A 21,428-nucleotide genomic window follows, 5' to 3' on the forward strand; every position below is an offset into this window, starting at 1 on the left:
GACAGGTGCCATGTGATTGCGAGGAAAGCTGACAGGTTGACGGGAAAGCGGCGGGCCGGAACGGGAGGATCTCCCGTTCCGGCCGACTTGCGGGGCTAGAGCGTGACGTTGGAGCCGAGGTTCTGGTGTCCCGCGATCTCGATCTTGAAGTCGGCGGCGTTATTGCCGTCGACGTTGCCCTGAATGACGGTGAACTCCTGGCCGTCGTGGGTGGCGTAGCTCACCGCGAGCTGCCCTGCGGCAGTGAAGGCCGCGTCGGACACCAGCGTGAAGCTCTGGTTGCCGTCGGCGGCGTAGTTGGCGTCGATGCCGCTCAAGTCGATCCGGTCGCCCGGTTCGAAGCCGACGATGGTGTCGCCGTTGGCCGCTTCCACCGAGTTGAAGCGGAAGGTGTCGTCGCCGAGCCCTCCGTTCATCACGTTGGCGGCGGTGCCGGCGACGATGACGTCGGCGCCGGAGCCGGTGGTGACGTTCTCGATGCCCCAGAGCGTATCGTTGCCGGTCTGGGAGCTCGAGGCGCTGCCGTTCGCCAGCGAGCCGGAGCCGAGGTTGACGGTGACCGACGCGCTCGCCACCGACATGTCGAGCGTGTCGATGCCCGAGCCGCCGGTGCCTTCGTCGCCGAAGTAGGCGTCGTTGCCGTCGTTAATGTCGGCCACGATCAGATCGTCGCCGGCACCGCCGAACACCGTATCGTCGCCAAATCCGGCGTTGATCAGGTCGTTGCCCTGATCGCCGAAGATGCGGTCCGCCCCGTCGTCGCCGTAGACGATGTCGGCATCCGCGCCTGCGAACACATGGTCGTCGCCCGTTCCGGCGAAGATCACGTCCCGGCCGCTGCCGCCGGTGACGAAGTCGGCGCCCTCGCCGGCCGAGATCGCGTCGGCCCCGGCATTGCCGGCTGCGATGTCGTCTCCGGCCAAGGCGACGATCGTATCGTCGCCTTCCGTACCGACCAGCGTGTCGGCCTGCGGCGTGCCGGTCCGGACCACGCCGGTTGCCGGGGTTTCCTCGCCTTCGCCGCCGGTGGTCGGCGTTTCCTCGTCGTCGCAGTCGTCGTGCGGCGTCTCGTTCTCGTCTTCGTCCCCGTCAGGCTCCTCGGTCTGGAACTGGGGCGGCACGACGCCACTGAACGTGACCGAATGGGTCCCGTTCGAGATGGTCTTGGTGCCGTCCTGGTTCTCGACCAGGTGGTAGGTCGCCGGATCCGCGCCTGCCGGAAGCTCGATCACGTCCTCGGCCTGCAGCGCGCCGATGATGGTGTCGTTGCCGCCGTTGGACTTGAACACGATGCGATGGGCCGAGGTCAGGGCCGAGATGTCGATCGTGTCGTCGCCCGCGTCGCCATCGATGGTGATGGTGTTGAGGCGCAGGCTGGTCGGGGTGAAGTCGCCGATCACCTGGAAGGTGTCGCCGGCTCCCGCTCCGCCACCGGTCCCCGATGGATCGATGCCGTTGATGCGGATTTCCTCGATTTCGCTCAGTTCCGCGATCACCACCTGCGGCCCGAGTTCGCCCACGCCCCGTGTGATCACGATCTCGGTCGCCGCAGCCGAAGCGAAGCCCGCCGTGGCGGCCGCCGCCTTGGTGTAGATGCGGTACCATTCGGACGAGGCGTTGCCGTTGATCACGAAGGTGTCGCCCGCGACGCCTTCGGTGCCGCCGTTGACGATGTCGCGGCCGTCGGTCGGAGCTGCCGCATTAGCGTTCCAGATGATTGTATCGTCGCCGCCACCACCGTTGACCGTGTCCACGCCGGCATTGAGCCCCGGCGCCGTGAAGTTGACCGCGAAGTTGTCGACGAAGAAGTTCTCGCCGGTTTCGAAGTTGCCGATCGCCCGGAACCGAATTGCGGAGTGCGCGGCATTCAGCGGCGCCGTGAAGTTGACGGTGCCGTTGGTGTCGCCGCCGAGCGTTCCCAGCAGCTGCCAGGTGGCGCCGTTCAGCGCCTCGACGGCAACTTGTTCGCCCGCATCGAGGTCGTCGCCTTCGTAGCTGAACGAGAGCGACGCGGCGGTGGCACCCGCCAGATTGATGGAACGCTGGATGATTTCGTCGCCATCGATGCCGGCGGCGAATTGGAGGCGGCCGCCGCTGATCTGGATGTCGCCTCCGGTCGAGCTGGTCGCCTCGCCGGCACCGGTCTCGGTCCATCCGGACGCGAACGCGACCGTGCCGTCGCTGTTCAAGTACGACGCTGTTCCGAAGTTGTCGGCGTAGGCGCCGCTGTTGCTGCCGGCACCGCCGCTCAGCGTGTCGCTGCCGTCGTCGCCGTTGAGGGTATCCGCGCCCTCGCCGCCGTTGACCACATCGTTTCCGCCGCCGGCATTGACGATGTCGTTGCCACCGTTGGCGTTGATCGTCTCGGCAGCGCCGGTCCCGGTGAGCGTCTGGCTGGTGTCGGTGCCGTTGATCGTGAGCGTCGGCGCCGCTGCCGCAAGGATGTAGTCGGTCGCGTCGAGGGCGGCGACCGTCGTGTTGTTGACCTGGATGCTGCCGATCGTCGCCAGGGCCGCGTCCCGGACGTTGAGCACCACGTTGGCGCCCACCTGGGTTGCGACGACGCGCGTCGCCAGGTTGGCGCTGGTGATGCCCAGGGCGCTGAGGTTGATCAGGTCCTGGCCGCCGCCATTCGGGTTCGAATCGAAGCCGACGATGGTGTCGGCGTCGAACCCGGCGGCGTTGTAGAGGATGACGTCGTTGCCGTCGGTCACGGTGATCGCGTCGTTCCCGGCCCCGCCGACGATGGTGTCGTTGCCGCCACCGCCGTTCAGCTGGTCGTTGCCGGTGCCGCCGTCGATCAGGTCGGTGCCGTTGCCGCCATTGATGGCGTCGTCGCCGCCACCGCCGAAGATCTGGTTGTTGCCGCCGCTGCCGGTGATGGCGTTGGCGAGCGCGTTGCCGGTGCCGTTGATGTCGCCGCCGGTCAGCGTCAGGTTCTCGAACTCCGCACCGAGGGTATAGGAGATCGAGGACTGGACCGTATCGGTGCCTCCGAGGGCCAGTTCGGTCACCACGTCGCCGGCATCGTCGACGACGTAGGTGTCGTTGTCCGCGCCGCCCGCCATGATGTCGGCGCCGGCGCCGCCGTTCAGGTTGTCGTTACCGATGCCGCCGTTCAGCGTGTCGACGTCGTCGCCGCCGTTCATCGCATCGTTGCCGTCGCCGCCGTTCAGCGTGTCGTTGCCGAGCCCACCGTTGAGCGTGTCGTTGCCGGCCAGGCCGCTCAGCGTGTCGGCCAGGTCGCCGCCGGTGATGACGTTGGCCTCGGCATTGCCGGTGCCGACGAACTGGTCGGCGTCGGCGCCGAGGTAGGTCAGGTTCTCGACGTTGGCCATGTTGGCGATGGAGAGCTCGGCCAGGAAGGTCTCGACCGTGTCGGTGCCTTCGCCGAGGGCCTCGATCGCGACGTCGAGCAGATCGTCGATGCCGTAGGTGTCGTTGCCGGCGCCGCCGACCATAGTGTCGGCACCGATCGCACCTGCGAAGTCGTCGTTGGTGCCGTTGAGCCGGGTGTCGAGTTCGTCGTTGCCCGCGTCACCGACCAGGAGGTCGTCGCCGAGCCCGCCGACGAGATCGTCGTTGCCAGTGCCGCCGAAGATCAGGTCGTTGAGACCGCCGCCGGTGATGACGTCGTTGACGCTCTGCTCGCCGACGACGAAGTTGGCCCGGGCGTTCGCGACCGCATCCGTCGACAAGTTCACGCCGCCGGTATTCCGGTTGGCCGGATCGAAGCGGCTGATGAAGTAGTCTTCGGCTCCGAGCGCATAACCGGCGAAGGTGGCGCCGTTGAAGTTGATGCGCTCGACGCCGGTCTCGGCGTTGGCCGGATTGGCGCCGGTGAAGTGGCCCGCCACGGTGATGGACTGGGCGACCGAGGTCGTCTGTCCGGTCGGCAGGCTGTAGTTGATCACCAGGTCGCCGGTCTGGGTGGCGTCGTTGCTGTCGAAGGCGTTCAACGCCGTGATCGTCGGCACCGGAAGCAGCGTCACCGGGTCGATGATCGGCTGGCCGGCAGCATCGACGGCGTTCGGAGCCTGGATCGAAATCCGGTCCGCCGTGCCGCCGCTGGCCAACTCGTTGATGACGTCAACGCCGTCGCCGACGCTGAACGCGTAGGTGTCGTTGCCGGTGCCGCCGTTCAACGTTTCGGGGCTGGTCCCGAAGGTAACGACGAGATTGTCGATGGTGACGACGTCGGTGCCGCCGTTATTGGCGGTGCCGCCGCTGTTGTTGTTGGTGCCGGCGACCTGGAAGCGGATCGCCGAGTTGGCGGAGAGAGCCCCGGTCAACGCGACATTGGCCCGCGGCTGATTGGTGCCGGTGGCGCTGTCGATGGTCGGCCCGACCTGGACGAAGTCGACCCCGTTGGCGGCGAACCAGACGGTGACGGTTTCTCCCGCGTCGAAGCTGTTCTCGTCGTAATCGAAGGAAAGCGTGGCCGTGGTCGCCCCTGCGAGGTTGATGGTGCGGGTGATGCTTGCGCCATTGCCGTTGTCGAACAGCCGCAGCGAGTTGTCGCCGTCGTCGATGGTGATCTGCCCCTGGCTCGCGGGGTTGGCGCCGCCATTGTCGCCGTCCTCGACCCACGGCGTCGACCACAACGCCGTTCCGTTCGAGTTGCCGAGCGCCGTAGTGTTGAAGTCGTCGGCATAGGTTGCGCTGGTCGGGGCGCCGCTCGCGCCGCCGACGAGGATGTCATTGCCCGCGCCGCCGTTGAGAACGTCGTTGGACGCCAGTCCGACGATCAATTCGTCGATCGCCGTCCCGTTCAGCACGTCCGGATTCGGCGTGCCGACGATGATCCCGAGCGTGCCGTCGGTGAACTGCAGCCGCTCGATGTTGCGGAGCAGGTCGGTGCCATCGAGCGGGTCGAGGCCGCCGGTGTTGGAGACCACGAGGGTGCCGTCGGCACGCGCGGAGAACGAGTAGTTTGCGCGAACGTCGGAGTAGACCGCGGTGTCGATGTCCGGCGTGTTGTCGCCGGTGGAGACGATGTCGCGGACGATCTTGAGCTGGCCGGGGTTGATCTGGCCGGCGAACACCTTCTGGACCAGCGTCGTCATGCTGTCGTGGAACTCGACCGGCTCGCCGGTCGGCCCGTTTTCGTCGAAGCCCGACATCACGGCGATGCGGACCCGCAGCCAGCGGTCGCCGTCGATGATGTCGTCGCCGCCGCGGCCCTCGATGGTGTCAGAGCCGTCCCCGCCGAGCAGGATGTTGCCGCCGACGAAGCGGCCCTGGGCGTCGAACGATTCCGCTCCCGCGCCGGCCAGCAGGGCCTGCAGCCCCGCGATGAGGGCGAGGCCCTCGCCGTCGAGCGCGCTGCCGCGGAAGCCTTCCGTGGGCATGTCGGCCGCGGTCACGTCAGAACCGCGGATGACGTCGCCCTGCTTCGAACCCGACGCGCCCTCGACCTGGGTGAAGCTGTCGAGCGCCGCATCGGCCGGGAGCACCGGGATGCCGGGCAGGATCTGGGTGTTGAGGTCGACGGTGACCGAAAACTTCATGGCGTCGTAGGTGGTCCAGTCGAAGCCGGACATGCCGTCGAACTTGCCGCGGCCGAGACTGCCGAACCAGATGTCGTCGCCGCCCTCGCCGATGAACTCGTCGAAGCCGCCGTCGCCGTGGAACACGTCGTGTCCCTTGACGGCGTCGAGCTGGAACTGGTCGTCGAAGTTGTCGCCGACCGCGCCGGTCCAGGCGCCGATCTCGATCCAGTCGTCGCCTTCGCCGCCGAGTGTCTGCTCGGTGGTTTTGCTGCCGTAGACGAAGTCGTTGCCGACCCCGCCGAAGGCTTCGTCCAGACCGTCCGCGCCGAGCACGAGGAAGTCGTTGCCCTCGTCGGCGACCACCAGGTCGACACCCTGGCCGGCGTTGACCGCGTCGTGGCCGCGGCCGGTGCGCATGATGTCGTCGCCGAACAGGTCGGTGATGATGTCGTCGCCGTCGCCGCCGATGTACTGGTCGTTTCCGGCGCCGCCCTCCATGCGATCGTTGCCGCCGTCGCCGTAGAGGGTGTCGTCGCCCTCGCTGGCAATGATGGTGTCGGCCTCATCGGTGCCGCCCAGCAGAACGTGGTCGGTGCCGGTGTAGCGCAAATAGTGCGATTCAGCGGCACCGGTCGCCGGATCGTCACGCAGAACGAGCGGGGTGAGGATGGATCCGCCGACCGGGTCGGCGCCATCGAGCCCCGGATTCCACTGCTTGGTCTGGTCGACCTCGAGGATGAGGCCGGGCGTGGAGAACACGTCCGAGGGCAGATGGCCGGCGTCGGCATTGAGGCCGATCACCTTGGCGAAGGTGTTGTTCTCCATTTCGGAGAGCAGATGCAGCCCGTCGAGCCGCTGCAGATAGTAGAAGCGGTCGCCGTCCTGGAGCTTCTCGAGCTGGACCTCGAACACGAAATTGAAGGTCGAGCCCAGCATGCCGCCGAACGGCATGACCTTTTCGGCGAGACCGCCGATCCAGAGATCGACGTTGTCGAGGCCGCCCAACGAGCCGCCGAGGTAGGCGCCGGTGGCGTTGAGGAAGTCGAGGCGGTCGGTCGGCACCGCAAGACCGGCGAACGACTGGCCGAAGATCAGGGTCATCGCGGCGTCGCGCTTGCCCTCGACCGTGGTCTGCCCGGTGATCAGCGGGTGCGTGCCGTAGGCTGCGACGAAATTGATGATCGAAGCCTCGTTCTTGAGGTGGCTTGCGAAGTCGGTCCAGCTCGCATAGGGACGCAGTTCCTCGGCGTGGCTAGAGGCCTCGAAGAACTCGCGGCGCGCGGCGTTCAATGACGGCACGCCGGCATCTCGCCCGCGGGCCAGGTTGATGGTGGCCAGATCGAGCGGCAGGCCGAGCAGGTTGTTGCGGAGCGCGCTGGTGACGAACTCGTCGATCTCGTTGCCGACCTGTCGGGTCATGCCGCGGATGATGTTGCCGGCCGCGACGCTGTCGGGGACGGTGTGGGCGACGCCGGTGGCGTCGGAGTCGAACTCGACCGGATTGAGGAAGGCCTGGATGAGCCCGATCTGGTCGTTGGTGAAGGACGGGTCGAGCCGGTCGATCGTCTCGGTCAGCATCGAGTGGCCGAAGCGGTAGACCACGTGGGCGAACTCGGCGACGATGCTCGGGTTGATGTCCGCGTGGTAGCCGTCCGGCACGACGAAGAAGTCGATGTTGGGCTGCACCTTGCGGGCGAAATCCTCGAACACAAGATGCTGGTACTGCATCTCGGTGCCGAACTTGGCGGCCTGGAACAGGCGTTCGCCGTCCCAGTTCAGCGTGCCGGCGAAGGCGTGGATCCCGGCCACGTCAGCCGGGATGGCATCCACCTGCGCCTGCGTCAGAGGGACGTCCAGCCACTCGTTGATGAAAGCCATGTCCTTGGTGCCGAGCACGATTTCCTTGGTGTGCTCGACCAGGCGGTTGTGCTCGGAGTGGAAGATGTGGTGGACGGCGGTCAGGCCGATGTTTTCGTTGGCGCGGCCGTCGCCGGCGATGAAGTGGGCGTCCAACAGTTCGTTGTCGTAGACCGCCAGGCCGTTGCCCGGGTTGGCCAGTCCGATTTCGATGTCGCCGTCGGCGAGCCCGTTTGGCACCGCGTCGTGGGCGATGTCGGCCAGGAAGGCGGCGTTGATGCGGAGCGCCGCGGCGGGAACGGTGATGGGAGCGACCGAGGTGCCGGAGACGACGATGTCGTCCGCGGTGTTCGGAATGCCGTCGGCGCCGATGCCGGTGATGATCTGGGCGAAGCCCTGGGCATTGGGAATGAAGTTGCCGTACACGTCGGTGCGGAGCAGCGGTACCGCGCCGACGTCCTGGTCGGTCAACAGGATGCCGAGCATCTTCGCCTGTTCCTTGACCTCGCCCCAGGTGGCCATGCCGCCGGCGCCGGCGCCGCTTCCGTCAGGATTGGCGCCGCGGCCCTCGATCAGCTTGCCGGTGGCGTGCGGGACGCCGTTGGCGTCGAGCGCATACTGGCGCAGGAACACCTGATGAGAGGCGTGCGAGGTGTAGGTCTGGTTCTGGTCGACGAACGGGGTCGTGGTGTTGACGGGACGGATGTCGTCCGCCGTGCCGAATACGTTGTCGGCGCCGGGCGAAACGGTGGCGCGGGTCAGCACCATGAAGTTGGTCGGGCTGCCCGGCACGTAGAGCGGATCGTCCGGCTGAAGCGGCACGAACACAGTGCCGCTGCCGCCCTTGTTGACGAGGTCCAGGCCGTGATCGAAGAACTGGCCGAACAGCGTGAACCAGGAGTTGAACGGGGCCGAGAGGCCGACGTCCGGGGAGACGTTGACGATCTGGACGTTGTCGCCGTCCATCGCGAGCCCGAACGGCTCGAGGGCGGCGTCGCGGACCCCGCGCGCGGCCGCCAGGTCGGCCAGCGTTAGGGCGTGCGCCGACGTCGCTGTGGCCAGGGCGTCGAGCGCCGCCTGCTCGGCGGGGCTCGGCGGGGTGACGTCGTCGCCATCGCTGAGCACGTTGGCGGCGGCCTTGGCGTTCTGCATCACCACGCGAGCCTGATACTCGGCGTCGAGCGCGGGCTTGAAGGCGGCGTAGATGTCCTGCACCAGGGCGACGTTGGCCAGGCTGGCCTCGACGACGCCGCCGGTCTGCAGGCCCTTGATGATCGCGGCCGGGTTGGCGAGCGTCTGGTCGACGATCAGGTTGGAGATGGTGCGAAGGGTGGAGTCGAACACCATCGAACCGGGATTGTTGGACGGCGCGTACGAGGTCGGTACGGCGGGCGCGCCCGGCGGCAGGAAGTTCGCCGGCACGTTCTGCCCGGCCCTGAAGGTCGGATCCAGCAGTTCGGGGAACTGCTGGTCGGCGGCGCCCCACTTCTCCTGGCCGGGGAGCAGGTTGTTGTAGGTGCCGTCGACGGTGCGCAGACCGACGCTGAGGTTGTAGGACGGAACGGAGCCGGCCTGACCGGCCGCGCCCACGCCGTAGAGCGGCGCGGCGTTCGGATCGAGCGGGTTGGCGATGTAGGCGGCGTGCTTCTCCGCGACCTTGATCTGCGCAAGAATGAAATCGAGATCGCTTCTGATATAGGCAACCATGACGCCCTCACCTGCTACGCCCTGCCGTCGGCGGGCTGCTGAAATTCTTGCCGGGCCGTCCGAACCGGATGACCCCTTATGCGCGCAGGCTAGTTTTTTCCTGGGATGACGGGCGAGGGTCCAAGGTCGGACGACGTGGCCGGACTGAGGTCGGACGGCTTCCCGGACCATGGTCGTAGGACCAAGGTCGGATCACGGGCGTTTCGTTCAACACCGTCGCCAAGCTCTTGATCGACGCTGGTAACGCCTGCGCGGCCTTCCATGACGAGACAGTGCACGGCATTACCGCCAAGTCGATCCGGGCGGACGAAATCTGGTCGTTCAGCTATGCCAAGCAGAAGAACGTCAAGTTCGCCAAGGCCGCCCCAGAAGGCGCTGGCGACGTGTGGACGTGGACGGCAATCGATGCAGATTCCAAGCTGATCGTTTCCTGGCATGTTGGCGACCGCAGCCAGCACACTGGCATTGCGTTCGTGGGGGACTTGAAGGCCCGGCTTGCCAACCGCGTCCAGCTCACCTCGGACGGCCATAAGGCGTATTTGAAGGCCGTGGCGGAAGCGGACTTTGATGCTGACTACGCGATGCTGAACAAGATTTTCGCGACCGATTATGCTGGCGCTGGCCGCTATAGCCCGCCCAGGTGCATCGGCGCGATCAAGATGGGTAACCCCGATCCGGACCTGATCAACACGTCCTTTGCCGAGCACCAGAATCTCACCATGCGCATGTCAATGCGCCGGTTCACTCGCCTGAGCATGGCTGCTCCGACCAATGTCGCGACGTGAAGATTCTTCTTGCCAACCCGGAGCCGTCCACACATGACCCGAAGCCGACGTTGACCGGTTAGGCGTGAATCTCACGACTCCGGGATCGGCACATCGAACGTGTTGAGGGTGACCGACACCATGCAATAGAGTCCGATAAGATAGGACAACTCCGCAGCGCCGTGTTCGCCGAATTGCTCCACCGCGGCTCTATAGGTCAACTCCGGCAATACTCCGCCTGATACGAGCGCCGATGCGAAGTCATAGGCAACGGCTTCTTGTTTTGTGAGATCGACTGGACGCTGGCCCGCTACGATGGTCGCGAGCTTTTCGTCGGATAAGCCTTTCCTCTCGGCTACGATGACGTGGGCGTAAAGTTCGTATGCGGATCTGAAATGCGCTCCCGTCACTAGGATCGCGACCTCCCTGACCGCTGGCGGTAAACTCGGGTTGAACGCCATCGCCTTGGTCAATTCCCAAACAGGTTTGCCGAACTTGGGCTCTCGTAGCCAAGGATTCCAGGGGCCTAATAACGTGCCATCATCGCGGATGTTCACGAATCCCTGGAAGCTCTTGGCTATTCCCTCCTTCATGTCGGCTGCCAAGACCTTCTGTTCATCGCTGAGCCTATCGGGCGGAATGAGGGGCAATCGCATCGCTCTGTTCTCCACTTCGGAACCGTTTGATCGGATAAGTTACAATTTGCGCCCAATCGAACGCTCTAAGTTCAACTAAGCCGCTGCCTTAGAGTTAAATAGTCAGTGCTATGGACTTACTTTTCGTCGGAAGGCGCGCTGGCCCTTGTCGGCGAACGCTAGACTCGGTGGAGTGCGCAAGGCTATCCGCGCGCATCGCTACGAGGAAGCGTTGCTTTGGGCTGAAAAAGCGCTACGCGACCAGCCGAACGCCCCTGACGCAGCGATGGCGGTCGCGCTAGGTAGCGCGTTGGTTGGCGACCTCGAAAAAGCGAAGCGCGCGATGAAGCGTGTGCTTGAGATCGCACCAGGCCGGCGCGTCTCCACAGTCGTGGGTCCGGGACGTCATGGTCGATTTACGGATGCAATGCGAAAGGCGGGAATGCCCGAATGAACTCCCGGCCGGCTAGCAGCGATCGTCGCCGCGGACGTCAGGGCTCTCGTCGATCACCGGCCGTTAAATAGCCGCTTAAGCCTGGCGGTCGAGCAAATCTTTGCCTGCAGTGCACGAGTCTGGAAGTGGCCCGAAGCGTCCCTCGACGATGTCCGCTCAAATGTCGGGCATTCGGGGTGAAGCAGAAATGTTCTGCCCGATCGGAGCATCGCCGGTTTTGGCCCAACTGAGACATTGGCCGCCGAGATTCTCTGTGATGCACAACGCGGCCCTACAACGGTGTGGTAGGGTGCAATCCTCGGACTGAGGGAGCACGCGTGAGGCGACGGGAGTTCATTGCGCTAGTTGGTAGCACCGGAGCCATGACATATTGGCCGCGCTTGTCGCGAGCCCAGCGCACAGAGCCGGTGCGCCGCGTCGGCGTGCTCATGAACTTGGCCGCGGATGATTTAGAAGCCCGCGCTCGGATTTCTGCGTTACAACGAAGCCTTCATGAGCTGGGTTGGTTTGAGCTGCGGAACATCGCTTTCGAGATCAAGTATGCAGACGGGAGGATTGACATTTTACCCCGTCTCGCTTCGGAGCTCGTGGCCGCTAACGTCGACGTCATTGTCGGGGCCGGAACGCCGGCCGTTCGCGCCCTGAAAATGCAAACTAATAGTGTGCCCATAGTCATCGGCGCTGGTGGTGATCCCGTCGGTGCCGGGCTCGTTTCCAGTTTGGCGCGCCCGGGCGGAAACATCACCGGGTTCAGCTTGCAGTCAACGGAAGTAGTCAAGAAGCGCCTCCAACTGAGCGGGGAAATAGTTCCCGGCCTTACCCGCCTTGCATTTCTGTGGGATCCCAACAACGCTAGCATCGCCTTGCAGTTAAAGGAGACGGAGGCTGCAGGGCGCGCAGTAGGCGTCGAAGTCCAGTCAGTCGAAATTACCACTGTCGCTCAAATAGAGGCAGGCATGCTGGCGGCAGCGAAGGCTCGTGCCGATGCCATTTTCGCGTCAAGTGATGCAATTCAAACAACCCACCGGGCGCATGTCGCCGCCCTTGCCATACAGCACAAGCTGCCGCTGAGCGCTGAATTCAAGATCGTCGCGAGCGCTGGAGCGTTGTTCACCTACGGGCCGTCTGTTGCTGATCTCTGGCGACGCGCCGGCGGATATGTGGATCGCATCCTAAAGGGCGAGCAGCCCGGTCAACTGCCCGTGCAGCAGCCTACGACATTCGAGCTCGTGATCAACCTCAGGACCGCGAAGGCGCTCGGCCTCACCGTACCGCCCACGGTGCTCGCCCGCGCCGACGAGGTGATCGAGTAACAGCCCTTCCGCTCTCATGCGTTGTTGCAGAAGGGCGGGACCGGTTTTGGCCCCAAGCAGCTCTGTGGGATGTCTGCTATTCCGCCGCTGTCAGAGGATAAGCAGAGATCCGGCGAACGGGCCAAAACTGACGCGATTGACCCACATCGGACATGGCTCGCAAAGCCAGATCGACAGTATGCTCGAATTGAGCTGGGTGCATAAGGAGCTTGCTCCTTACTGTAATACGCCCTCGATGCATCCTGTGCTGATGATCAGGATGTGATCGTGTTACGTGTTCGTCATCCGGTCCGACGACTGCTATGCGCCGAGGTTCTGGTAGTAAGCAGGGAGCTGTGCGAGGCCACCACCTCGGGCGGCAAGGAACAAAAGCTTGCTCTCGAAACTCGGCTGATGGAAAGCATTCAAGCTGCTCGCGAAAGAACTGTCGGCCGACGGTGGCCGCGATACTGCCATAGCAGGGACCCAATCGGGCTCATTCCGCCATCAAGCTGTTGGCCGGTTGACTCGACCAGCTACTTCCCGGGAGGGCGGCAGCAGATTTCCTCATAAGTGCGGTCGTGCCAGCGGTACATCGAGTATTTGAAGCCCTGGACGTCGCCCTTGCCGTCGAAGGTGATTGGTCCGAGCACGGTCTCGTATGTACCTTCGTGTAATGCCTTCACCAGCGCATCGAGCCCAGACGAGGCAGCCCTCCTGGCAGCCGCGGCAAAGACTTGGATCGCAGCGTAGGCATAGAGGGTATAGCCCTCCGGGCTAAAGCCCTCGGCCTCGAACCTCTTCACCACCTCAGACGCCGACGCCAGCTTGCGCGGCTCCGGGCCGAAGGTCACCAACGTCCCCTCTGCGGCAGAACCAGCGAGGTCCCAGTATTCCTGATTAAACGAGCCGGAGGTCACCATCATCGTAGCGGTCAGACCATACCCGCGCGCTTGGCGTACAAACAGGCCGCTCTCGGTGAAGTAGCCGCCGAAGTAGATCAGACCGATGCCGGCGTCCTTCATCTTCTTGATCAGCTCGCTGAACTCCCTATCACCCTGCCTGACGGCCTCTGACATCGTCTCCCGGACACCGCGCTCGTTTAGCCTCCTCCTAAACTCGTCGGCAATGCCTTTGCCGTATGCGCTCTGATCATGAACAATAGCGATCCTGTCCGCCAGCTTATGGTCGACGACGTAGTCAGCGGCAAACGCGCCTTGCACGTCGTCGCGCCCGCAGACGCGGAAGACGTTCGCAAAGCCCTGGTCGGTGAGCCGCGGGTTGGTCGAACCTGGGCTGATCATCAACACGCCCTTGTCGTGGTAAACCCGCGAGGCCGGGATCGAGGCGCTCGAACAATAATGCCCATCGACGAAAACGATCCCCTGCCTAGCGAGTTCATTCGCGACCTCCACCGCCATCTTGGGGTCGCAGCCCGCGTCGTCGGCGATCACGAGGGTGAGCTTCTGGCCATTGATGCCGCCGCTCTCGTTGACATCCCGCACAGCCAGTTCGGCGCCGCGTCGCAGCTCTTCACCAAACGTCGCGTACTGTGCGGTCATTGGGGAGACGCTCAACGGCCCGGCAACTGCGATTCTCATTTCAGCCCCTGCAACACCGCTGCCCGAGGCGGCGGCGATGGCAAGAAGGGCCAGACCGATGAGAGAGCGGCCGAATAATGCTGAGACGCGCATTTTTCCTCCCTGTTTCATACCGTATGCTTGTCGCCTATCCGGTTTTCCGGAACTATAGCTTAAAAGTAGGGCCCGATGATTTCGTCCTGATTCCTGTTCTCGCAAACGCGACCGAGGGGCTGGCGCGAAGGACAAGACCATGCCGGGACTTGTTAGCGTACGCTGGCGGCTGCTGGTCGCATTCCTCGGCATCAGTGCTTTTGCCGTGCTCGCCGCGGCGGCCTCCATGTGGGCCTTCCTCGAACTCGGCCGGGTCGTTGAGCGGACTACCGAGGAGCGCGCCCCGGCCGCGCTCGCATTGTTGGAGCTGTCGCGCCAAGCCGAGCGGATCGCCACCGCCGCCTCGGCGCTTCTTGCAGCACCGAACGAAGCCGGTCGCGCGAAGGTTGCCGCCGATATTCGCACCCAGCTTGCCAGCCTGGAGGCGATCCTGGCCAAACTGCGTGACACCAGTGCGCCGGCCGTGTTCGGCCCTATTGAGGTCGCGGGGGCGGCGCTCGGCAGCAACCTCGACGCGCTCGACAAGCTCGTGGCCGAGAGGCTCGCGACCGCCCAGACGAAAGCGAAACTCCTTAGCCGGCTCTCGACCACAGTGGTTGGCACGCACCGGCTGGTAGCTCCGGGCATTCTCGTGCTCGACTCCCAAATCGCGGCATGGCGCCGCACGGAAGCTGCGGGTTCTGCTGAGAACCTCGCCCGTACGGTTGCTGGTGTGATTCCGATGCAGAAGGCCCAGCTCGAGATCGCGGCAGCCAATGACAGCCTTCTTAAGGCCGCTGACGCCCCCTCTTTGACGGACCTGTCGCTGCTCGCCTTGTCGCTCAAACGCTCGCTATCCGCGCTCGGGGCGATTGCGACCGAATTCGAGCCCTCACTTCGGGATCGCTTCCTTGACCGAGTGCACGAACTCGGCGCACTCGCCGACGGACCGGAGGGCTTGCCCGCAGCTCGCGAGCGCGAACTCCAGGCGCTTGGCCGGGGCGAGCGGATGCTGGCCGAGAACGCTGCCCTTTCGCGTGGTCTAACCGAGGCGGTAGATCAACTCGTGGCCGGCGCTAAAGCGGACATTGCGGCCGCCAGCGCCGAATCTAGGCGTGTCCGCCAACTGAGCACCGCTGTGCTTGGCGCGATCGTGCTAGCCAGCCTTCTGAGCTCAGCGTTGATCGTCTGGCTCTACGTCGATCGCCAGCTGATCGGCCGGCTGAAGGCTCTCGCCGGCACCATGCTCCAGATCGCTGGCGGCGAGCTCAAGGTACCCCTACCCGCGGCTGGAGAGGACGAGATCGGCCGCATGGCAGACGCGCTCCGCGTGTTCCGCGATACGGCCGTGGAGGTTGAGGAGCAGCGGCTGCGTGAGCGTCAAGTGGTCCTGGATACGATCGACTACGGCGTACTCATCCTCGACCCCGAGTTGCGGGTGAGGATGTACAACCGCGCTTTCCGCGATGTCTGGGAGCTCTCCGATACGGTCCTCCGGGTGCGCCCTACCCTGGAAGAGCTGCTGCTGGGCTACGTCGTCCGCGGCCTGCATGGCGTGCCCGAGGAGGAGTGGGCGAATTATGTTGCCCGTCGCGTGGCTGAGGTGCGCGCGGCATCATCGCCACCGCAAGAATGGCATCGCCCCGACGGGCGCGTGCTCCAGTATGAGGTCGTGCCTCTCCCAGATGGCGGGCGGATGCTCACCTACTTCGACTTGACGCGTCTCAAGCGCGCTGAGGAGGCATTGGTTCATGCGCAGAAGATGGCGGCCCTTGGGCAACTCACCGCCGGCATCGCGCACGAGATCAAAAACCCCTTGAATTTCGTCAACAACTTTGCCGATCTCTCGGTCGAGCTGCTGGACGAGCTCAAAGGATCAACGGCGCAGACAATCGGGCCGCCGGATTCCAACAAACGGGCGGAGATTGTCGAGACGATCGGAATGCTGACGGGGAATCTAAAGAAGATCGTCGAGCACGGTCGTCGCGCCGACGGCATCGTCCGAAGCATGCTGCAGCACTCACGTGGCAGCAGCGACGATTGGCAAGCGACTGACCTCAATGCGCTCGTCGAAGAGGCCTTGAATCTTGCCTATCACGGAGCGCGTGCCCAGGACCAGAGCTTCAGCGTCGCAATGGAGCGCGATTTCGACCGCAATCTCGCGTTGGTCGAGGTGGTACCGCAGGAGCTGACTCGCGTGCTCCTTAACCTCATAGGCAATGGCCTCTATGCCACTAGTAAGCGGAGCCGCGAGGGCGACGGCTCTTACCTCCCAACACTGAAGATCACAACCCGCGGGTTCGGCGAAAGCATCGAAGTCCGGGTACGCGACAATGGCATCGGCATTCCGCCGGAAAACAGGGAAAAACTGTTCCAGCCTTTCTTCACGACCAAGCCGACCGGCGAGGGCACCGGCCTCGGCCTGTCGATCAGCTACGAGATCGTAACGCAACAGCACGGCGGCACCATCACGGTCGATAGCGAAGTCGGCGACTTCACCGAGTTCACTGTGCGGCTACCGTGCCGGCGGCATGCGGTGGCGGGAAGGATGGGATGAGCTTTGGATGTCTGCAGTTGGCCGATACTGTTGAAAAAGTCGAAAATAACGCCACGGCAAAAACCGCGCTTAAGTCAGCTCAGAGCGAGCACCAACAAGAAAAGCCTTCGTAATAAAGCTAGGAAGATCACCGAGCGGTCCTGACTAGATTGGAGTGGTCCCTTACCTCCAGCGGCGTTAAGGCGCATCAGTAGCCCTTAATAATTGGGCCTGCTCAACGCAGAGGACTTTTTCAACAGAATCGGGGTCTAAGCGGAAATGTTCTGCTCAATTAGAGCATTGCGGTTCTTGACCCACAACGGACCTCGCGCGGTGAACAGCGTCGGCCCCCGTGCGCGTTCTGTGGCCCACCATATCAACCCACTTTCACCGAGGATGATCACGCCCAAACCCATCCGGGTATGCCGATGGTGACGACCCGCGCGCCGGGCGCCGGCGCTTATTGAATTGCGGACCCTGTCAGGTGACGTGCACCGCCGTGCTCGCCATAACCACCAAGAGGGCGATGAAGCCAGCGGCCGTTCCGAAGAGCGGAACGACGCAGGCACCAGTGTTGCTCATCGAGTTGATGGTGTAGCCCCTGTGGGGCTGCCCGATGCAACCGCTGGCGAATTGGCTTGGAGTCCGGTTCGGGCGGTGCCTTCGTTCCGGGTGACGATCCGTTTAACATCTTCCTTCAGGAGGTAGACAGAGACGGCGAGCAGCACGAGATCCTTCAGAAGGAAGGCCGAATTATTCGTCATCGCTGGAAAGCCTCCGGCGCCAGCATCCCACGCGTCCGGAACGAACGGAAATGCCGTGAAGGTAGCGATGAAGGTGAAGGTCGAACCGAGGGCGCCGAGCATGCCCGCTTTGTTGTTCCAGAAACCCAGAAGCAGCAACGTGCCGAAGGTCCATTCTGAGGTGCCGAGAAGAATAGCGGTGCCGCGAATGCCCAAAACCGGAATCGTCCAGGAGATAAGCGGGCCGTGGGTAATTATGGGCAGCAGTCCTCTGATCTCCGATTCGAACCATTTATCGTACCCGAACCATGCGAAGATAATCACCATTGCGGCGCGGAGCAGGTGATAATCGAGCTTCAGGAGGCCCGTGCGGGCGAGAAGCTGAGCGATAGCGTTCATTGGATTTTTCCTCAACGAGAAGGCCAAGCAATCCCCGGGATCGCACTCCGAAGCCAAGATCGCATCCGGCTGATGACAACCAATGTCATCATAAGCGTGCGACTGAGATTGATAATGCTTTATGGGCTCAATTATATGCTCCATCGTCTCGCCCGGAGGACTCGGTGAACTGAGCGGCGGTGCCTGACCCAATCACCATCGTCACCCAGAGGTAGAAAAGCAGAACTAAAGGAGCAATGCTTGGAATTGCTCTTACTTGCTCCCAAGTGCTCAATAAATTCAGAGCACAAGTCCGATGTTGGCAGCCGAAGTATGCGCCGGCGGTCGGCATGTCGGCTTTTGGGGGAGACCTGACGCAAGGCCTGAGAGGCGTCGACCGCCGCTGTTGACCCAAGGCGGACATAGGGTCGCAGCGTCTTGGCGAAGATTATTTACCCTTTCTCATTCGTTGGACTGTCGCAAGGTGCTAGGCTTGATGCATTGCACGGGGCAGGGATATGCATCGGCGCGAGTTCGTCACGCTCCTTGGTGGTACGGCGGCTACGTGGCCGATCATTGCGCGCGCTCAGCAGCCTGAGCGGATGAAACGCATCGGCGTGCTTATGGCAATTCGTGAAAACGATCCCCTTCGGCAAAGTTATGCCGACGCACTCGACGATGGACTTCGTGCGGCGGGATGGATCGACGGCAAGAATATCCAATTGGATTATCGTTGGGCCGGTGCTGATGTCGGTCGAATCAAGCAGGCAGCCAAGGAGGTAATGGCTGGCAATCCTAACGTGGTCATCGCCCACACCTCACCGGCAACTATCGCGTTGAAGAGCGAGACGTCGGCCACGCCGATCCTGTTTGTGACTGTAACCGAGCCGTTGGCCCAGGGGTTCGTGAAGAGCCTTGCTAAGCCCGGCGGCAATGTTACAGGATTTTCCAATTTCGAATTTTCCATGGGCGGAAAATGGCTGCAGATTCTCAAGGAGATATTTCCCGACGTCAAACGTGCCAACGTTCTGTTCAATCCTGATACTGCGCCGGGTGCGGGCCAGATCTTTCTTCGTTCGATCGAAGCCGCCGCGAAAGCTCACGCCATCGAGGTCAGTGCGGCTCCCGTCCGCAGCGTCTCGGACATCGAGGCCATCTTCACTTCCAGCAGTCGCTCGCAAGAGGCAGGCGCCATCATCCCGCCCGATATCTTCTTGGTCGTGAACCGGGCCAGCATCATTGAACATGCGGCTCGCTACCGCGTGCCGACCATTTACCAGTACGACTACTTCGCTCGAAACGGCGGATTGGTATCCTACGGGGTAGATGTGCCGGACTTGTTTCGGCGCGTCGCAGGCTATGTCGATCGTGTCCTCAATGGAGCGACGCCAGCAGACCTTCCCGTCCAGTCGCCGGTCAAATTCCAGCTTGTCGTCAACCTCAAGACCGCCACGTCACTCGGCCTCACAGTGCCGCCCACGCTGCTCGCCCAAGCTGACGATGTGATCGAATAGGGCTGCTATTTGCCGCACCGCATGAGTCCGGTTTTCGCCAAAACCGGCCGATGACATTGGGGCAGAGCATGTCCGCTCTGCCCGGGTACATCAGACGTCAACTTGTTCCGCTATCGCGAGCGCGTCATCGACCTCGATGCCAAGGTAACGGTTGCTCGCTCGAGCGTGTATACTAGCGGTCGAGCGCAACAGCGCCAACGATGCTAGCGCGGATCGGGTTCCAGCGGGCGCTGAACCGGCACAAGGTTCGCGAGTTCAATCCAGACAGGGAAGACCACCATTGGGGCAAGCGCAAGCTGAAGAGAGACCAATGACCGTGGGGCTGGTTTATTCCAGCCGCTAATGTTTCGTGAATTGTTGTTCCAAGGCTCCGTAGAAATACTTGTTCTATGGATATCATGGTTTTGATTGCGGGCGGTGTTGGCCTGCTCGCGCTAGGCACGACGTTTGCAATCGTGGTGTATTTGGACGCTCGAGCCGAGCGGCGGCGCCAACAGGAGTAAGCCGCCTCAGTTGGGTCTCATTTCGAACATTGGCATTTGCGAACTAGGACACGGCCGATTGTGACGCAGGATCCGGCCTTCGAAATGCGGCTCCAGCAGGTCAGTCCACTCACCTGTTGGGGCCGATTCATTTCGGGCACGCCGCGCTATTCACTAAGGGATGGAGATCGTGATCCGATAAGCAGCAACAAACTCATTTGTCGCCGTTCTGAGAGTCGCCAGGCGGACGTTCTCCACGGGACCGCGCTTTGTCCACTGGCTGCTCCTGCCCCTTTTCGTCTCGCACGATGCCCTGCTGAGCCGCACTCCGGTTCTCCGGCTTCGGCATGCCCGCCTGTCCGCCGTGCTTTCCGCCCATGTCCTGTCGGCCCTCGAGATCATTTTCTCTCGGCATTGACAACTCCTGTTGGAGCCGTGCCAACCACGGGGCCCCAGGTTTCGTTCCTAGGCTGGGCGAGTTCCCGCCCCGGGCCGCAATAGGACCCAAAAGGCTTCCCTGGCGTTGTTGGCGACCGCCGCCAGTGGCCAAAGGCCCGCCACTATGCTGACTGCCGCAGAATGCCAAAGGCTCGCAAACGAATACAGCAATCTTGCGGAAGAAACGGATATCCCCCCGAAGCGCGCGGTCTTGCTGATCCACATCGCGCAAAGCTTTAGACGTCTCGCAACTCAGCTTGATCGATTGGCCGCTCAGATAAGGGATGGGGGCAAATAGGGCCTGTGTTCAGTATCGCGCGTAGGCGACGCCCGACAAAAACGCGATCAGCAGCGAGGCCAATGGCGTCACACGAGCGACGCGGCTGACTGCGTCGACCGGCATACCGGCACGTCGACCGGCCTCGACGGCATCACCGACCCGATCGACGGCGTCCTTCACCGCGCTCGACATTTCCGCGACGGCGGACCGCGCGCGGCTCGGTTCGGCCCAAGGTAGTGGGAACGTGTCTTCCTCTACGACGCGGACCGGATGCCTCAAGCACCTTTGGCTAGCGCGCGCCAAAAAAGTTATCGACGACTTTATTACCAAGAGAGAGCTTTCCGAAAAGGATTAAGGCCGCCTCTCGGACATTCAATTTGACGTCCGTGATGTCCGCCTTCGAGGGCTAAAGCGGACATGGCCATCATCCTGACTGATGCCGCCTTTTGAACCCGTTGCGGACGTTGGCGGTATTGGGCCGGCGACTCGTTTGCGGTTTGAGAATCAGTGTTCTGTCAGCCCTACCTGTCGAAGAATGTCGCTATAGCAGGCGCGATCCGCCGCTTGAATCAATGTGATGCGCTGCACCTCTGGCGTTAACCATCCGGCGGTTTCTCGTACTGGGCAGCGGACGCTTAATGCTCGTTTAACATTTTCGCACAAAAGATAACGATCAGCGCGGAGATCAATACGCAGAGAGATTACCGGCAGAAATTCATCCTCTAGGGTGATTGCTTGAGAACACCTCTCATCATCGCGCTGGTCGCGACCCTGGTCGGCTGTAGTCGTCAACCACCGCACCAAGCGGCCGTGGAATCGTGCACCGACAAACACGGCTTCGCCTGCTCCAATAGGACGGCTGCCGATCGGCCGGTCAAACTCGCGTCATCCAAAACCAATCGCCGAACAAAACCGGCCAAGTTTACCATTGCGGCAGCCTCTAAAAAGCAGCCGGCTCATCGTGCCCGTGACAGGGCGCGGGCACATCTCGCTACCAAGGCGACAATCACCACCGCCGCAAAGGCAGAGCCTCCGGCAACCGGCGTCCCGCTCCCGCCCCCTTCATTGAAGACGGAACTCGAGAGCAAAGGCAGCCTCCCCGCCGCAGGTCCCGGTACGACTGGGCTAAGCGTCGCGGATCCGCGGTCCACCGTGGGGCCTGCTCCGAATTCCAATAGCAGGA

The 21,428-nt window shown here is 63.0% G+C and carries 9 protein-coding genes and 1 pseudogene; 5 read left to right on the forward strand and 5 right to left on the reverse strand.

Annotated elements, in window-relative coordinates; all coding sequences use genetic code 11:
• Positions 1-95: 95 nt before the first annotated feature.
• The gene (locus JQ553_RS05555; RefSeq protein ID WP_212498914.1) at positions 96-9,056 is read right to left on the reverse strand and encodes a peroxidase family protein; all 8,961 of its coding nucleotides are present in this window, start codon (positions 9,054-9,056) and stop codon (positions 96-98) included.
• 188 nt (positions 9,057-9,244) lie between these two features.
• Between JQ553_RS05555 and JQ553_RS05560 the strand changes: the two are divergent.
• Positions 9,245-9,817: pseudogene (locus JQ553_RS05560) on the forward strand (IS1 family transposase); the annotation flags it as partial.
• Between the two features lie 95 nt (positions 9,818-9,912).
• Here the strand turns inward: JQ553_RS05560 and JQ553_RS05565 are convergent.
• Positions 9,913-10,476, reverse strand: coding sequence for a carboxymuconolactone decarboxylase family protein (locus JQ553_RS05565; protein ID WP_212498916.1), 564 nt, complete (start codon positions 10,474-10,476; stop codon positions 9,913-9,915).
• A gap of 172 nt (positions 10,477-10,648) precedes the next feature.
• Here JQ553_RS05565 and JQ553_RS05570 point away from each other — a divergent pair, with 172 nt between their 5' ends.
• Positions 10,649-10,909: a hypothetical protein gene (locus JQ553_RS05570; RefSeq protein WP_212498917.1), complete on the forward strand. Its 261-nt coding sequence runs from the start codon at positions 10,649-10,651 to the stop codon at positions 10,907-10,909.
• Between the two features lie 362 nt (positions 10,910-11,271).
• Positions 11,272-12,222: an ABC transporter substrate-binding protein gene (locus tag JQ553_RS05575; RefSeq protein WP_212498918.1), complete on the forward strand. Its 951-nt coding sequence runs from the start codon at positions 11,272-11,274 to the stop codon at positions 12,220-12,222.
• A gap of 515 nt (positions 12,223-12,737) precedes the next feature.
• On the opposite strand, the gene JQ553_RS05580 is transcribed toward JQ553_RS05575, so the two are convergent.
• Positions 12,738-13,895, reverse strand: a complete 1,158-nt coding sequence (locus JQ553_RS05580; RefSeq protein WP_212498919.1) for a branched-chain amino acid ABC transporter substrate-binding protein — start codon at positions 13,893-13,895, stop codon at positions 12,738-12,740.
• 139 nt (positions 13,896-14,034) lie between these two features.
• Between JQ553_RS05580 and JQ553_RS34300 the strand changes: the two genes are divergently transcribed.
• Positions 14,035-16,431: an ATP-binding protein gene (locus tag JQ553_RS34300; protein WP_249143995.1), complete on the forward strand. Its 2,397-nt coding sequence runs from the start codon at positions 14,035-14,037 to the stop codon at positions 16,429-16,431.
• Positions 16,432-16,988: 557 nt separating this feature from the next.
• On the opposite strand, the gene JQ553_RS05590 is transcribed toward JQ553_RS34300, so the two are convergent.
• Entirely contained in the window at positions 16,989-17,552 is a 564-nt protein-coding gene (locus JQ553_RS05590; protein WP_212498920.1) for a YkgB family protein, read from the reverse strand.
• A 581-nt stretch (positions 17,553-18,133) separates the two neighbouring features.
• Between JQ553_RS05590 and JQ553_RS05595 the strand changes: the two genes are divergently transcribed.
• The gene (locus JQ553_RS05595) at positions 18,134-19,045 is read left to right on the forward strand and encodes an ABC transporter substrate-binding protein (protein WP_212498921.1); all 912 of its coding nucleotides are present in this window, start codon (positions 18,134-18,136) and stop codon (positions 19,043-19,045) included.
• Positions 19,046-20,272: 1,227 nt separating this feature from the next.
• On the opposite strand, the gene JQ553_RS34305 is transcribed toward JQ553_RS05595, so the two are convergent.
• The gene (locus JQ553_RS34305) at positions 20,273-20,425 is read right to left on the reverse strand and encodes a hypothetical protein (protein ID WP_249143996.1); all 153 of its coding nucleotides are present in this window, start codon (positions 20,423-20,425) and stop codon (positions 20,273-20,275) included.
• Positions 20,426-21,428 lie beyond the last annotated feature (1,003 nt).

This window comes from Bradyrhizobium lablabi (assembly GCF_018131005.1).
GTDB classification, from domain to species: domain Bacteria; phylum Pseudomonadota; class Alphaproteobacteria; order Rhizobiales; family Xanthobacteraceae; genus Bradyrhizobium; species Bradyrhizobium lablabi_D.